Source organism: Roseibium sp. (assembly GCF_965233565.1).
Lineage (GTDB): Bacteria > Pseudomonadota > Alphaproteobacteria > Rhizobiales > Stappiaceae > Roseibium.
This window is the reverse complement of record NZ_OZ247494.1, coordinates 4,444,615-4,459,654: the sequence shown is the minus strand read 5'-3', so window position 1 is coordinate 4,459,654 and position 15,040 is coordinate 4,444,615. Positions and strand designations below refer to the sequence as shown.

Sequence of the window (15,040 nt, the reverse complement as noted above, 5' to 3'; positions counted from 1 at the left end):
GCGCTCCTCCCCTCGGAGTGAGTGCCAATCACGCAGTCCCTAGCCGCTCAGATCAAAGGTGATCTCCGGCGGTGCTTCGGCGGCTTCGCTTGACGTCAGAAGGAAGTATCTTCGTTTCTGGACCATGGCACTCAGTTTCAGTGTCCCGCAGCCCCGCGTCCCCTTTTCACTGCGGGTAATCATGTGGAATCGGTAGGTTCCATCGATGTCAGCCGTGTCGGTTGACCGGAATTCCCAATAGGGATTGCTATGCTTTTCACGATAGGCGCGCAGGAAATAGGATTTGACGTCTGCCTTTTGCGCTGCCTCCAACCCGGAGGAGATCAGCTCGAATTTCGCCCCGATGCTGGCCTTGGCACTCTGTTCCACATCGTCCCAGGCGTCCTTCGGGCTCATGGACCAGGCAATCGGCGAAGGGTCCTGCCCCTGATCGCCGGTGAGTGTGGCCTCGAGCCAGGCCTTTTCGAATTTCTGCTTGTCTCCGGGACCGAAACTGCAATTGAAACTGACGTAGTGATAACTGTGGGTGTCGGCCTCACTGCGGTGAAAACTGGTCAGTTCGGCGTTGTCCTTCATCAACTCCGCGCTTAGCGGGATCACGGCAGCTTCGCTCAGCTCGATCCAGCCATGCAGTGATCGTTCCTGAACCGATTGCCCCCTGACCGCCCGGTTGCCCTGGACCAGCTGATAACGATGCGTTTCCGTTTTTTGCGGCTCCGGCAAGAGCATGGCGTTTCCATCATGTATTGAATTTGTGCAAGCACTCAACCCACACTAGTCCAGCTTTCCGGAAATTCAAAGCAAGCTATTCCGTTACGGAAGCCCACCCCAAGAGGCTTGCAACCGTTTCATGGAACAGAATCTGTTGCCTGCTGAGGGGCCTTCTCAATGCTGTAGTCAGCACACTTGAATGAAAACTGGCTGGCTTCTTCGTCAGACACGCGAAACCGCGTGTCTTCGAGCCCCCAACTCGCAATATTCTCTATGTTGATCAGGCAAGCCTCAAGGCCATTCATGTCCCCCACCACCAGATCGACAACCCTGTTGAACTGGATCAGGATTCCCGCTTCGGCGCTATCGTATCGTTCCTTCAGACAGATGTTGACGCTGCAGGAAGGACGGTTATCGGCTTCAATAACCTTCTGAATTTCAAACCTTTGAATATAGTGGAATCCAATCAAGGAGGGCATATCCCGCTGGTCCAGCGACTTGTTCATCATGTCCCTCCCAAAACCTGTTTGCACTGGAACCATCGGCGACATTTCGACAATTGGCAACGAGCCGACCGGGCGCGGTGAGTTGCCAGGCAGTTGTTGAGCCTCCCGGTCTCCGGGACACCAACACTGACAGTCGATCTGCCCTTATCTGAGACAGGGCGCATTTATTTGAACATTCTTCGCAAAAGCGTGCACAAGAAAACGGAAAGAACAAGAAACAAAGGCAAGAACGACGCGACAAATCCCCACGCCTTGCCACTAGGTGAATAATGCGGTGAATAATCATCAAAATAAATGAAGTAAATTTTATAACAAAGCACACTCAAGATAAGCAACAAAACAAAATAAACCGTTCCTTCCCCAGCTTCATCAAATTTCACGTCAATATCCCGCAAGGCTTTCTTAACTTCACCAAATCTGAAGATCCCTAGAAATGCCAACAGGAACAGACCGAGATGAGAAGTCAGATAAGCCAGATTGTCGTACACGGCATTTTCTGAATGTATGAGACCTTCAGGCTCAAGAAACGATTTGTCTGCAAAGACGGGTTGAAAAACTTGATAGTCTATATAGACCCTCACGAGCTCATATTGCTCTTCACCCAAGTAATATTGGCTAGAAGTAACAACAATAACATAAATCAGACTGATCAATAGGTAGAGTGTTATGATTGAATACATAATACTCGCGCTTTCCAAATTAGAATTGTTCCCTGAAAACGCCCCCATCACGATCACGACAGCCGGCAACAACAAGCCCGCAGGTCCAAGGACCCAGGCAAGCGCCACGCAGGCGCAACCGGCGAGAAACGCGCCGACAAGCCGCAGCAAAAAATTCATGAATTCAATCAGGTCCGAAACAAACAGAACAGGGATGAAACGCCAGGATCCAAACAGAACTGGCGCGCAGGAGACGGTTCAAAGCACCCGGCGCTCCGCGTGACGAACATGGCAGATGGAAATTAACCTCTGGTTGAGGAGACTCGTCAACCAGCCGGCTATCGTGCAGTCGTATTTTTCGGGAAATGGCGCACCGGGGAGGGTTCTTTTTCAATTTTTATCTATATTTTTCAATAGTTTATAACTAGCCCATATGAGCCTAAAAAGTGAAATTGCGGCAATCGTGTTTTAAACGTGTAGCAAGAATCTCAGTAAAAAACTTGATCAAATGGTCAAAAATATGAAACTTGCTCAAATCATATTTCTTGCGTAATTTGAGCAAGGAGGAATTGTCGAAATTTCAAAAAAATATAATAAAATCAAAAGTTTAGACAAATAATTGAATGTTAACTAATGGTTACATAAACTGAAGTTCGACAACTTTTGGTGCGTAAAGTGACCGTTGATAGCGAGCAAACCGTTCTGATAAGAGTTATTGGCACACACGAGTTTAATGACCGTGTGATTGCGAAGGTTTTTGCTCGCAAATTGTCCGCTTTAATTAGTGCAATAGAGGCAGCTGATAGAACCGAAAACGGCGGCAAAAGGCACGAATACCTAATAACCGACTTGTCTACCAACAGCCCGGCAACGGCGACGCTGATTGAACAACGAGTGTCCAAAGCTCCAATTAGAGCATCCGCGCGAGAAACGTTTGGCCGCTGCATTAGATCTCTCGATACAGGCGCGTACGACTTTGCAAGAAGGCATATGGAGTGTGTCCAACAAATTGCCCGGCTGGCTAAAGACGCAGAAGCTCAATTTGATCGTCAGGAAATTATTGTAGGTGGCTTTGATCCCGTAGTCATCGACAAGTCGTTCATGGAAAGAACCAATTCTTTCATTGAATCCGAATTGCAAGAGGAATTCAAAGAGAGCCTTTTCAAAGGCAGCGTATACGGTTCCTTTGACGGCTATATTCTGGAGACTGACCTTCGAGGGGACGTTCCAAAGGTGATACTTAGGCTCACTGCTGGGGGCAAAGAAATAGACTGTAGTTGCCCTGGTTTAGATGTTGAAGAAATCAGACAGGTCCTGAACAGGCGTGTAAGGTTGGAAGGCCAAGCTTTCTATGATGGAAAGAGTGGTTTACCGACTCGTATTGAAATACGCACTCCACCCAAACCTATTCGTGAAAAAGTTGACTTCACACGCTGGAAAGGTGCATTTGATAACATCAATCCAGAATTGTGGAGCGGAGATGATTGACGATTAGTATTTCCAATTTCTTTTGGGATTCCTGCGTGTTTATTCGCTATCTCGAAAACAACGCTGGTTCTGATTTTATCAACGATATTTCTCAATTCATTGCGGATGCACAATCTGGCTCTGCGAGAATTTATTACTCCACTCTCGCGATGGCGGAGATAAAACCAAGTCATCTTACTCTACGCGGATATGGCAATTTCAATGACTTTCTCGAAGATTTTGAAAGCGCTTTCCACGCTATAAGTCCAACACCAGATGTTATGGCCCAGGCTGGTTCAATCCGAGACTTCAAGTACCCAAACCCAAATGGTGGCTCAGATCGAATATTGGGTACAGCAGACGCCATACACCTTACCACCGCGATATACGTTCGAGACGTCTTAGGAATTGAAGATTTGGTGTTTCATACACTTGATGCAGGTAAGGGGAAAAACTGGGAAGGAAAATGTGTTCCATTGCTGGGATACGAAAAATGGACTGTAGGCGTCCCTAAGAACCCCTACGTCAAAAAGATTTGTGATCTTCCTAGACAGAAACCAGCCCATCCGAATCCTGAGCTTTTCTCACGCTAGCTTAAGATCAATGACTGAACTTTAGACAACTCGGCCAACAGGTACTTCTTGTCAAATCCAACACCGTATTGATCGCCAACATTTGCAGCGGCGTGCCCTTGAATTACGTCCCTGACATCTTTGCTAACGCCTGCATTTCTAAGACGATCTTTCATCGTGTGGCGCAGGCTATGGACGCAAAGCCGTTTTTCTTTGATTCCTGCTGATTGCCTCAGAAATTTCATCAAAGAGGCAGAAGCACGAGTGTTTCCTTTGTCGTCTCCGTACCCAGGGAAAAGTGCCGAATTTTCTTCGCTGGTATACCGTCTAGCGACAGCAGCCACGGCACCTTTTAACGCCAGGTCGATTAGCGGAACGTCCCTTTTACTGGAATGATTTTTTAAGCTTCTAATTCTGTTCGAGCGGATTTTCAGATAAGGGACTTCCCCTTGCTTCAGAACTACGTCACCCTTTTGAAGACCTGCGACTTCACTCAATCTGGCACCAGTATCCGTGAGTATAAAAAATATGTCGCGCAACTCATTGGAGACTCCGCTTTTCTCCAACAGAGAAACAATACGGAGCAGCTCACTGTGATTAAATGAGCCCCTCTTTTCCGACGGAGAAATACTCTCTGCTAATTTTAGTCCAGAAAATGGGTTGGTGCGAACCAGTTCTTTTTCTTTAAATGTCAGCTCAAAAATTGCATGACAATTTGCAATATATTTGTTGATTGTGCTTTCTGACTTCTCGAGACTAATAAGATGGCTTCGAAATTCCCTCGCGTCTGCTCTTGATAATTGAGATATGTCTTTGTTTCCAACGAGTGAAATCAGGAGCCGCATCACTCGCTCTCTTTCTAGACGAAAGCGTTTCCATGCGTTTCCCTGATCGTTTCCTAATGGCCGTTTTTCTTCCAGATACAGAGTGAGAGCATCTTCTAGTTTACAACAATTGGACGGCACGGCCTTACGCACTGACTTCTGCGTGGTTTCAGAGTTTGCCTCAACAGTTTTCGAGGCGTTTTTCTCTGATCCAATCGTTTCCTCGCGCTGCCTTTCCAACCCCTCATTGTACCTGGGCAAATGAGAAGAAACGAACGTCCCATGATGAAAACGAAAATTACTCAGTTCTAGTCTTTTTAGATCGCGCTGAAACTCTAGAAAAACACGCTTGGGCTGATCGCCTTCATCTAACAAGGCAATGAAAAGCGCCTCGACGCGCGCATTCATCATCCCTGTGCGCCTATGCGCCTCAAGCAGGTCTTTAGTACGCAAACTAAAAACAATTTCAGAACGATCGATCAGACTTCTCGCGAAGGCCGGCACTCTCCGCCTGTAGTGCAAACACTTCGACGTAGAATTCTTCGAAACATATTTCAGATTAAAACTAACCATCAACTTCAACGCAAAGACGGGCTCAAAAAAAGCCGAAAAATTTCACCCAACGCATAACGTCCCCGTCGACAAATTGTCGCGAGGCCGTGTATAGCACTTATATCCAATAATCGAGTTCTATTGAAAATCAATAGGTTACTTCGATTAATGGCGCACCGGGGAGGATTCGAACCCCCGACCCCCAGATTCGTAGTCTGGTGCTCTATCCAGCTGAGCTACCGGTGCTTTCAGGGCGAAGACCTTGCCGCCGGCCATATGGCGTTGAAGGGCGACTGTCTTGCGTCGTTCGGGGTTGTCGTGTGCCCCGGACAGGGCGCTTACCTACTGCGCCCCCGCGGGGAATGCAAGCGCCTTTTTGAACTTTTTTTCAAGGAACTGTCACACAACTCCGAAAGCGGCTGAATTCCTCAAGACTTATCCGTGCACAACCTGCCGGAAACCGTCTTCAAAAGGCCGTGTCAGGCGGTCCTGTCCGGCACTTCAAGGCAAAAGCAGGTGCCCGGCTTGGCATCGTCCAGATAGATGGTCCCGCCATGGGCCTTCAACAGCTCGGCGACGATCGCCAGGCCAAGACCGATACCGCCATGTTTGGAGCCGCTGTGAAAGGCCTTGAACAGCGCGTTTCTGATATTGCCCGGGATGCCCGGTCCGGTGTCGCTGACCTGCAGCTTGACGCAGGTCCCGTCCCGTTCCGCCACCAGCGTGATCCGGCGCACCAGCGTTTCGTCCTTTTCCGCCTCCAGCGCCTGAAGCGCGTTGCGCACCAGGTTGAGCAGCACACGGAAGATCTGTTCCGGATCGGCGTCGATCTCGATGTCTTCCGGCACTCTGTTGTCGAACTGGACCGTCTCGTGATCGACAAGCCCCAGAACGTCGGCGACATCATCACCCACCCGGCGCAGCGCCAGCAGGCGCCTTTGTGGTGCGCGCTCCTGGGCCTTGCCGTAAGACATCACCGCCTGGGTGTATCCGACGGCGCGATCGAGTGTGGCCAGGATCTTGGGGGCGAGCCGGCTGACCGTCGGATCCGGAACATGTTCCAGACGTTCCAGGAACAGCTGGGCGGAGGCCAGCAGGTTGCGCAGATCGTGGTTGATCTTGGACACAGCCAGGCCAAGATCGGCAAGCCTCTGTTTCTGGTGCAGGGCCCGCGACAGGGCTTCTTCCATGGCAGCAAGCCGGATCTCGGCATCGCCCAATTCATCCCGCCGGCCGGACACATTCATGATCCGGGAGGCATCTTCCGGGCTTTCGGCAAACCGTTCCATTGACCGTGTCAGCTGTCGCAGGGGCCGGATAAAGAGCGCGCGCAGCGTGATATAGACAAGGCTTGCGGTGATCACGGAGATGACCAGGGACAGCGCCAGAATGCGGCCGGAAAAGGCCAGCATGTCCTGCTGCAGCAGCGCGACCGGCAAAACCACATCGACCCGCTCGGTGTGCCCCATCTGCCCGGCGCCGACAACGCGCATCGCGCCGTCGCCGCGATAGGTCAGGATCTCGAAACTGCTGACGATCGACGTCCAGGGCGAGCCCTCTGCCATGTTGAAGACAAAGTCGACTTCCCCCGGGACATCGCTCATGGCAATCAGGCTGCGCTGAGAGCCCTGGTCCAGCGCGATCGCCAGCGCGCCGGTGGTGCTCAGCAGCTCTTCCTGCAGCCTCGGCGCGATGGTGTTGGTCTCGGCAAGAACCGAAGCGGCCACGCCTGCCGTTGTCAGCCTGTCCATCAGCCAGGTGTTGCGAAAATTGGCGATCGACGGCACGTAGATGAACACTTCCGCCAACATAACAAACAGAACGGTCATCAGCAGCAGCTTGCCGGACAGGCCGCCAAACCGGTGTCGGCCGAATCCGTCAAACGACTCGGTCGTGCCATTTGCAGTTTCCTGCGGGACTGCCGATCCTTGCGGCGCGCCCTCATGCTTCATGTCGATACTTCCTAAAGTCCTGTTTCCGGCCGCTTTCCGGCGGTCCGGCCCGGCAATCGATTATCCAAACTTGCGCAAGAATGCGATCACACGGCGCACCCAAACATTTTTAGGAGCTTCCGCATAGTAAGAAATTGCCGCACGCCGCACCAGCTCTCCCAGTGTCGGATAAGGCGCAATGAAACCTGCAAGGTCTTTCATGGTCATGTTTTTGCTGAGAGCCAGCGAAAGGAGATTGATGATTTCGCCGGCCTGTTCACCGGCAACTTCCGCCCCGAGCAGCCTGCCGCGCGGTCCGGCAAAGAGTTTCAGGCGGCCGATTGTCCTGCCTTCCGCCTGTGCCCGGTCGTTGCCGGCATAGTCAGCTGTCAGCACCCTGACCTTGTCACCAAAACGGGCGCGTGCCTGCTCTTCGGAAAGACCGACATGCCCGAGTTCCGGCGAGGTGTAGGTTACCCAGGGTACGATGTCGGCGTTCATCTTGATCGGCAGGCGAAACAGGATGGCGCGGATGACCAGACCGGCCTGGTAGCCCGCAACATGGGTGAACTGGAGACCGCCGGCCACATCGCCGATGGCGTAGACATTATTGTTGCTGGCGCGCAGTCCCTGATCCACCGCGATGCCTTTTCGATCAAAGGCAATGCCCGCCTTTTCCAGACCAAGACCTGCGACATTGGGCGCGCGGCCTGCGGCAACGAGGAGCTGGTCCGCCGTTATCGAGAGCACCGAGCCATCCTTGCCTTTCCCATGGACGGTGACCTTGCCGTCTGCCCCGTCCACCTTTTCGACGGCGGTTTCTTCCAGGATCTCGATGCCTTCCGCCCGTAACCGCTCCAGCACGATGGCGGCCATCTCCGGATCGTCCTTGCCAAGTGCCTTCTGCGCCTCGAACACGGTGACCTTCGCACCGAGCCGGCGATGCGCCTGGGCCATTTCAAGGCCGATGGGCCCGCCCCCGATAATTGCCAGATGCTCCGGCAGACGGCGCAGATCGAACAGCGATTCGTTGGTCAGGAACGGTACCTGATCCAGTCCCGGTATCGGAGGCACCAGCGCCGAGGACCCGGTGGCAATGACAAAACGCCTTGCTCTGATCTCCGTATCGCCGGCCTTGACCGTATCGGGGCCCGTGAATTCGGCGGGGCTGCGCAGAACGGTTACGCCAAGCCCTTCGAAACGCTCCTGGGAATCATGCGGCTCGATGGTGCCGATCACATGGCGGACATGATCATTCGCCCTGGCAAAGTCGATCTCAGGCTCCGGAGCACCAACGCCAAAACCGGCCGCTTTGCGGACATTATCTGCAGCCTTGGCGGCGGCGAGCAGTGCCTTGGACGGGACGCAGCCGTAGTTCAGACAATCACCGCCCATGAGCCCCTTTTCGATCAGCACCACGTCGACGCCAAAGGCCGCGGCGGCCGCTGCCACCGAAAGCCCGGCCGAACCGGCACCGATCACACAGATGTCAGGGGTCAGCAGCTTGGCCATAAGGTGCTCCGGAATTGCCTTGAGGGATGGGAATCAGCGCGCGCGCAGTTTTTTCAGCACCACCGGAATGAGACTGGCGATGCCTAGGGCAAAAAAAGCGGCCAGAAGCTGCGGCGTAACCAGCGCAGAAACGTCGATCTCGCAGGTTCCGGCGGCGGCGCATCCAGGACTGGCCGCTTCCTGAGCGGCGATCACGCTGTCGAGGCCCGAGCCGATAAAGGCAAAGGCAAAGGTCCCCGGGATGATGCCGACAAAAGTGGCCAGCGCGTAAGACGGCAGCGGCATGCGGAAGATCGCGGGAGCGATATTGACCAGCCAGAAAGGAAAGACCGGCGTCAGGCGCAGGAACAAGAGATAGTGAAAGGCATTCGCCCTGAAGCCTTCCGCCAGCCGCGACAGGAACGGTCCGGCCCGGCCGGTCAGGACTTCGCCGAAAGACGACCGCGCGACCAGAAACACCGCGCAGGCGCCGAGCGTTGCCCCAAACACGGTGCTGATGCCGCCGAGCCACCAACCGAACAGGAAGCCACCGGCGATGGTCAGCAGGGACGCGCCGGGAAAAGAGAGTGCAACGGCACAGGTGTAAAGCAGCAGATACGCTGCGACTGCGAGAAACAGGTTCTGGTCGACAAATCCGGCGAGATCCTGCCGCTGCATGATCAGGTTGGAGAGCGTCAGCTCCTTGTGCAGTCCCTGCGAGAAAGCAATTGCCATGAAGAGCACAAGAATCGCGAGCGGCAGCCACTTGCGGACGGCGCCGAATCTGGAGCGCTGCTGCGCGTCAACCGCAACCGGCTCCCTGTTCTCCGGCGATGTCATCGTATTGGCCTCTTCACGCAGCATTTCATGGTCCATCAGGTCTTGATTTGGTGCAGGCAGATGCCTGTCAGTCTCCTTCTGATAGCCAGATGTACCTTAATCCTTGTAAAAAGAACCGTGCTTCACTGATAAGTGACGCCCGGCCGTTTCCCGTTCACCTGTGCGTGATGAGAAGGAAATCGCAGAATCTTGGGTGCTTAAAGTTGACTTGGCGCGGCATGGCCCTTATAAGCGCGCCGATCGGGACATGCATTCGGACCCAGGCTTAAGGAGCCGCGCTCTTTGAAGCGCTTCGAGTGCTTCCTCCAAAGAATTTATAAGTAACAAGGGCCGCGCTCTAAGCCGCGCGGGGAAGAACAATGAAGCGTACGTATCAACCGAGCCGTCTTGTCCGCAAGCGCCGCCACGGCTTCCGCGCACGTATGGCCACCAAAAATGGCCGTCAGGTGCTTGCTCGCCGCCGCGCAAAGGGCCGCAAGAGCCTCAGCGCCTAATCGGCGACCAGCCCGCAGTGCGCCGGGTTGGCGGCGTCTGCCAACACCGTCTCGCTGTCATGGACACATTGAAAAAGCGCTCCGAATTCCTGGCGGTCGCCAAAGGCGGCCGGCTGGGCCGGCGCGCTTTCGTCGTTCAGGGTTTGAAGCGGGACACGCGCGAGGCTGCGCGGGTCGGCTACACCGTCACCAAGAAAACCGGCAATTCGGTCGCACGCAGTCGCATCAAACGGCGTCTGCGAGCGGCCGTTGCTGCGCTTTCACCTGAAGAAATTCCGGCGCAGGCGGATTTTGTTCTGGTCGCGCGCGACAGCGCGCTCACTCTTCCCTTTCAAAAGCTCGTTGAAGACCTTAAGTCTGGCCTACACCAGGTGCTGGACCCAAAGACGCCACGCGGACGGGGAAAACCGCGGCGGCCGTCCCGGCAGGCTGAAACGACATCGCGCAGAAAACAGGGGTAATTCCAGTTGATTTCTGAAAACCGCAATACGATTCTCGCAATCGTTCTATCCCTGATCATTCTGCTCGGATGGCAGTATTTCGTTGCAGGACCTCAGATCGAGCAGCAACAGGCCGAGCTTCTGGCCCAGCAGGAAGCCGCCCGACAGGCTGCCGGCGACAGCGCCAATCCGGATGCACCGCGACCAACAACGGCACAGGGCGACGCAGTCGCCCCTGCAGCCGGTCAACAGGGCATCTTCGCGAGCCGTGAACAGGCCGTGGCCGCCTCCAAACGCGTCACCATCGACACGCCGCGGCTGGAAGGCTCCGTCAATCTGACCGGTGGCCGGCTGGATGACCTGCGCCTGAAGGACTATCACGAGACTGTCGACAAGAGCAGTCCGACCATCGCGCTGTTCTCGCCGTCCGGCAGCCCGAATCCCTATTACACCGATTATGGCTGGGTTGCAGATCCGGGTGCCGATGTGGCCCTGCCGGGTCCGGAAACCGTCTGGTCCGCAGAGGGTAATGCCGAGCTGACGCCGACAACACCGCTGACTCTGACCTGGGACAACGGTTCCGGTCTCCTGTTCAAGCGCACCTACTCGGTCGACGACAACTATCTGTTCACAGTCGATCAGTCGGTCGAAAACACCGGCGCGGATGCCGTCACGCTCTATCCCTATGGCCTGATTGCGCGCAAGGGCATTCCCGAAACCAGCGGCATCTGGATCCTTCATGAAGGCCTGCTTGGTGTCTTTGGCGAGGAGGGCCTGCAGGAAATCGACTATTCCGACCTCGAAGAGGAAGGGGCCGTGCGCCCTGCCAAGACCGACAATGGCTGGCTCGGCATCACTGACAAGTACTGGGCCGCGACACTGATCCCGGTGCCGGGACAGGAAATCCAGCCCAGCTTCAGCCATAGCAACAAGAGCGGAAACTTTCAGGCGGATTTCCTTGGCAACGGCGTGACCGTGGCCGCCGGTTCGACCGGGGAAACCAGTTCCTATCTCTTTGCCGGAGCGAAAGAAACCAAGCTGATTGACAGCTACGAGGAGACCCTCGGCCTGAACCGGTTCGAACTGCTCATCGACTGGGGCTGGTTCTACTTCCTGACCAAGCCGATGTTCTTCGCCATCGACTATTTCTTCCACCTTCTGGGCAATTTCGGCGTCGCCATCCTGGTCGTCACCGTCCTCGTCAAGCTGGTCTTCTTCCCGCTGGCGAACAAGTCCTACGTCTCCATGAGCAAGATGAAGCTCGTGCAGCCGCAAATGACGGAAATCCGTGAAACCTACAAGGATGACCGGCAGAAGCAGCAGCAGGCGCTGATGGAGCTTTACAAGAAAGAGAAGATCAACCCACTGGCCGGCTGTCTGCCGATCCTGATCCAGATCCCGGTGTTCTTCGCGCTCTACAAGGTGCTGTTCGTCACCATCGAAATGCGTCACGCGCCCTTCTTCGGCTGGATCCAGGACCTGTCTGCACCGGATCCCACGTCCCTCTTCAACCTGTTCGGTCTGATCCCCTGGGACCCGCCGCAGCTCCTGATGATCGGCATCTGGCCGCTGCTGATGGGCATCACCATGTTCGTCCAGATGAAGATGAACCCGGCCCCGCCCGATCCGACCCAGCAGATGATCTTCACCTGGATGCCGATCGTGTTCACTTTCATGCTGGCATCTTTCCCGGCTGGTCTCGTGATCTACTGGGCATGGAACAACTTCCTGTCGATCACCCAGCAATATGTGATCATGCGCCGCCAGGGCGCCAAGGTGGAGCTCTGGGACAATCTCGGGGCGATGTTCAAACGAAAGAAGCCGGCGCCCGAGGACAAGAACTAGGGCACCGGCCAGACACAACGATTACCAGAAGGCCCCGTCACCAGCGGGGCCTTTTTTTGCCTGGTCTTGTCTGCGCGGTGACGGTCGTCACTCGGATCGAGACCTCTGACAGGCCAGATTTGACCAAGCGGCACCAACGAGCGGTCGCTGTCGGGCCCGCATCAAGTTTTGCGCACAAGGTCAATGGAGGACTGCAACATGACTGAGAGCTACATCGGCTTCAAACAGGAAATCGATCCGGTGGTCGACATCTACCGTCAGGACAATAAATGGGTGGGGGACTGGAACCCCTCCTGGAACGACGACGACGTCATGGAGATGTTCATCAAGTCGGCCTATCTCCTCTATCGTGTGACGTCAAAAAATGAGCTGAAGCTGACGGTTCTTGGTGGAACCGGCGTCCGAATGTTCAAGGAATTGCTTCTGAATTTCGGCGTCACCGGCGCCAATGGTATCCAGGATGACGAGACAGCGCTCGCGTTCAAAAAGAAGAAGCCTGGCCTCTGGAACAGGATGTTCTGCAAATCGCGCCTGCCGCAAAAGCCCAGCGCCAATCAGGTTGCAGGCGCTATCCTCAGCGAGAAGAACTGGACGCCCCTCCTCAACGATGCGCTGATCATCGGCGCCATCAGGTCAGGTCAGCAGTTTCACATCGCACTGGAACAGAACGAACGTGCTCTGTTTGCGGAATGCCGGAACGACCTCATGAAAGCCGAGCGCCGCCGGATGATCCAGGAGAACTACACGCTCGTCGAAGCTCACCGGGAACTCGGCCGTCTCGGTCTCAATCGCGACTACCAGAAAAAGCTCTGGCGGATGTTTTTGAACAGGAACCATTCCATGTTGTGGGATTCGAACAAGAACAACCCGCGTGTCCTGGCACGGGAGCTGCTTGGCTTGTCGTTCTTCGGCTACCAGCCTGTCTTCGACTACGACACCTTGAAATTCAAGCCGCCCCGCCATGCCATCAATCCGGCGTTCAACGCCTATGCCTACGGATTGCGGAACCTGAAGTTTCACGACAGCAGCGCGCGTAGAAACATCATGGAAACGCTGTCGGATTTCCTGTTTCAGGACAAGCGTGCCGTTGTGTATCCAGGTGACGAGCGTTTTCATACAAGCCAGGCCGCGTGAAGTGGTCGGGCCGCAAGCATGCTTGACCGATCCGACACGGGCATGTACGTAGCTCAGACCAAGGGCTACTTGGGCCCGAAAGAATTTCAAAGGAGTGCACGGACAGATGATCCACTAAAGCCCGACCTGATCCGCAAGGCGAAGCCGCTCACCGGCAGGTCATCCGCATGACATGCGTTTACCCCGTTCCCTTGTTTCCGGCTTTATGGAGGTCCCATGCACGGCCCCTCTCCCGATACCCTTCATCCGTTCAATGGCGAGCCGCATACGGTTTTCCTGAAAAACGTCATCACACGTCCGACCATCGAAATCGGCGACTACACCTATTACAACGACGAGCACCACGCCGCGGAGTTCGAAAACCGCAACGTGCGCTATCACTTCGACTTTGTCGGGGACCGTCTGACGATCGGCAAGTTCTGCGCGCTCGCCCAGGGCACCACGTTCATCATGAGCGGGGCCAACCATGCCATGACCGGTTTTTCGACCTACCCGTTCAACATCTATCAGAACGGCTGGGAAGAGGGTTTCGACCCGGCCACGATCTTCGATCACCTGAAGGGGGACACGCTGGTGGAAAACGATGTCTGGTTCGGCACCAATGCAACGGTGATGCCCGGGGTCACCATCTGTTCCGGTGCCGTCATCGGCGCGCATGCCGTGGTCGCCTCGGATGTACCGCCCTATGCCGTGGTGGTCGGCAATCCGGGGCGGGTGGTGAAGCTGCGTTTCGACGAAGCCACCATCGATCGCCTTCTGGAGATTTCCTGGTGGAACTGGCCGATCGAACGGATCAGCCGTCATCTCGACGCCATCCGGGGTGCGGACCTGGCCGTGCTGGAAGCGGCAGCGGCACACGACATGCCGCTCGACGTTGCGGACAAGGCGGGCTAAAAGGCGCTCATGAGCGAAGAAGACACATATACACCTGAAGACCTCGAAGCCGGTCGGCTGTTGTTCGCCCGACCGTGGGAGTTCCTGACCAGTGTCACCGACATGGCCAACCTGCCGGGAGCCACCGATACCGAGATCGCCTTTGCCGGCCGGTCCAATGTCGGCAAGTCCAGCCTGATCAACGCGCTGACGGGGCGCAAGGGCTTGGCCCGAACCTCCTCGACACCCGGACGCACGCAGATGCTGAACTTCTTCGTCGCACCGGACACGCCGCTGACCATCGTCGACATGCCTGGCTATGGCTATGCCCAGGCGCCAAAGGAACTCGTCGAAGCCTGGACCCAGCTGGTGTTTTCCTATCTGCGTGGTCGTCCCAACCTGCGCCGTGTGATTCTCCTGATCGACAGCCGCCACGGCATCAAGAAAAACGATCTTGAAACCATGGACCTCCTGGACAAGGCCGCCGTCGTCTACCAGGTGGTTCTGACCAAATCCGACAAGATCAAGCCGCCTGCCCTCACCCGTCTGATTGCCGACACGGAGGCGCTGCTTGCCAAACGCGTTGCAGCGCATCCGATCGTCCATGCCACCTCTTCGGAAAAAAACCGCGGCGTGGATGAGCTAAAGGCAGAGCTTTGCCTTCTTGCCAACCAGTAGCCGGATCCGGCAACCGATTGTGA

General features: G+C 55.3%; 15 protein-coding genes and 1 tRNA gene. 8 read left to right on the top strand and 8 right to left on the bottom strand.

The annotated features are described in order from the left end of the window. Positions 1 to 39: 39 nt before the first annotated feature. From ACO6TG_RS20405 to ACO6TG_RS20395, 3 genes are all read right to left on the bottom strand, one after another. Positions 40 to 729 carry a hypothetical protein gene (locus ACO6TG_RS20405; protein WP_422374887.1) on the bottom strand — a complete coding sequence of 230 codons (690 nt, stop codon included), beginning with the start codon at positions 727 to 729 and terminating at the stop codon, positions 40 to 42. 119 nt (positions 730 to 848) lie between these two features. Continuing rightward, a complete protein-coding gene (locus ACO6TG_RS20400; RefSeq protein WP_422374886.1) occupies positions 849 to 1,217 on the bottom strand; it encodes a hypothetical protein in 369 nt (122 codons plus the stop codon). A 164-nt stretch (positions 1,218 to 1,381) separates the two neighbouring features. After that, positions 1,382 to 2,056 (bottom strand): hypothetical protein, encoded by a 675-nt coding sequence (locus tag ACO6TG_RS20395; RefSeq protein ID WP_422374885.1) that lies wholly within the window; start codon positions 2,054 to 2,056, stop codon positions 1,382 to 1,384. A gap of 495 nt (positions 2,057 to 2,551) precedes the next feature. Here ACO6TG_RS20395 and ACO6TG_RS20390 point away from each other — a divergent pair, with 495 nt between their 5' ends. Next, entirely contained in the window at positions 2,552 to 3,364 is an 813-nt protein-coding gene (locus ACO6TG_RS20390; RefSeq protein WP_422374884.1) for a hypothetical protein, read from the top strand. After that, complete coding sequence (locus ACO6TG_RS20385; protein ID WP_422374883.1) at positions 3,361 to 3,936, top strand: type II toxin-antitoxin system VapC family toxin; 576 nt, start codon at positions 3,361 to 3,363, stop codon at positions 3,934 to 3,936. Before ACO6TG_RS20390 ends, ACO6TG_RS20385 begins: the two co-directional genes overlap by 4 nt. On the opposite strand, the gene ACO6TG_RS20380 is transcribed toward ACO6TG_RS20385, so the two are convergent. The 5 genes from ACO6TG_RS20380 to ACO6TG_RS20360 form a co-directional block, all read right to left on the bottom strand. Continuing rightward, positions 3,933 to 5,243 (bottom strand): tyrosine-type recombinase/integrase, encoded by a 1,311-nt coding sequence (locus tag ACO6TG_RS20380; protein ID WP_422374882.1) that lies wholly within the window; start codon positions 5,241 to 5,243, stop codon positions 3,933 to 3,935. The genes ACO6TG_RS20385 and ACO6TG_RS20380 overlap by 4 nt on opposite strands. A 217-nt stretch (positions 5,244 to 5,460) precedes the next feature. Continuing rightward, positions 5,461 to 5,537: transfer RNA gene (locus ACO6TG_RS20375), tRNA-Arg, on the bottom strand. A gap of 233 nt (positions 5,538 to 5,770) precedes the next feature. After that, positions 5,771 to 7,243, bottom strand: a complete 1,473-nt coding sequence (locus ACO6TG_RS20370; protein WP_422374881.1) for a sensor histidine kinase — start codon at positions 7,241 to 7,243, stop codon at positions 5,771 to 5,773. A gap of 60 nt (positions 7,244 to 7,303) precedes the next feature. Next, the gene (locus tag ACO6TG_RS20365) at positions 7,304 to 8,734 is read right to left on the bottom strand and encodes a dihydrolipoyl dehydrogenase family protein (RefSeq protein WP_422374880.1); all 1,431 of its coding nucleotides are present in this window, start codon (positions 8,732 to 8,734) and stop codon (positions 7,304 to 7,306) included. A gap of 33 nt (positions 8,735 to 8,767) precedes the next feature. Beyond that, positions 8,768 to 9,577 (bottom strand): TVP38/TMEM64 family protein, encoded by an 810-nt coding sequence (locus tag ACO6TG_RS20360; protein WP_422374879.1) that lies wholly within the window; start codon positions 9,575 to 9,577, stop codon positions 8,768 to 8,770. Positions 9,578 to 9,912: 335 nt separating this feature from the next. Between ACO6TG_RS20360 and rpmH the strand changes: the two genes are divergently transcribed. The 6 genes from rpmH to yihA all read left to right on the top strand — a co-directional run bounded on the left by rpmH (position 9,913) and on the right by yihA (position 15,017). Beyond that, a complete protein-coding gene (gene rpmH / locus ACO6TG_RS20355) occupies positions 9,913 to 10,047 on the top strand; it encodes a 50S ribosomal protein L34 (protein WP_006934271.1) in 135 nt (44 codons plus the stop codon). Positions 10,048 to 10,106: 59 nt separating this feature from the next. Continuing rightward, a complete protein-coding gene (rnpA, locus tag ACO6TG_RS20350) occupies positions 10,107 to 10,508 on the top strand; it encodes a ribonuclease P protein component (RefSeq protein ID WP_422374878.1) in 402 nt (133 codons plus the stop codon). Positions 10,509 to 10,514: 6 nt separating this feature from the next. Continuing rightward, complete coding sequence (gene yidC, locus ACO6TG_RS20345; protein WP_422374877.1) at positions 10,515 to 12,332, top strand: membrane protein insertase YidC; 1,818 nt, start codon at positions 10,515 to 10,517, stop codon at positions 12,330 to 12,332. 198 nt (positions 12,333 to 12,530) lie between these two features. Beyond that, positions 12,531 to 13,466, top strand: a complete 936-nt coding sequence (locus ACO6TG_RS20340; RefSeq protein ID WP_422374876.1) for a hypothetical protein — start codon at positions 12,531 to 12,533, stop codon at positions 13,464 to 13,466. Positions 13,467 to 13,682: 216 nt separating this feature from the next. Beyond that, on the top strand, positions 13,683 to 14,360 hold the full coding sequence (locus ACO6TG_RS20335; RefSeq protein WP_422374875.1) for a CatB-related O-acetyltransferase: 678 nt from the start codon (positions 13,683 to 13,685) through the stop codon (positions 14,358 to 14,360). Between the two features lie 9 nt (positions 14,361 to 14,369). Beyond that, positions 14,370 to 15,017 carry a ribosome biogenesis GTP-binding protein YihA/YsxC gene (gene yihA / locus ACO6TG_RS20330; RefSeq protein ID WP_422374874.1) on the top strand — a complete coding sequence of 216 codons (648 nt, stop codon included), beginning with the start codon at positions 14,370 to 14,372 and terminating at the stop codon, positions 15,015 to 15,017. Positions 15,018 to 15,040: the final 23 nt, after the last annotated feature.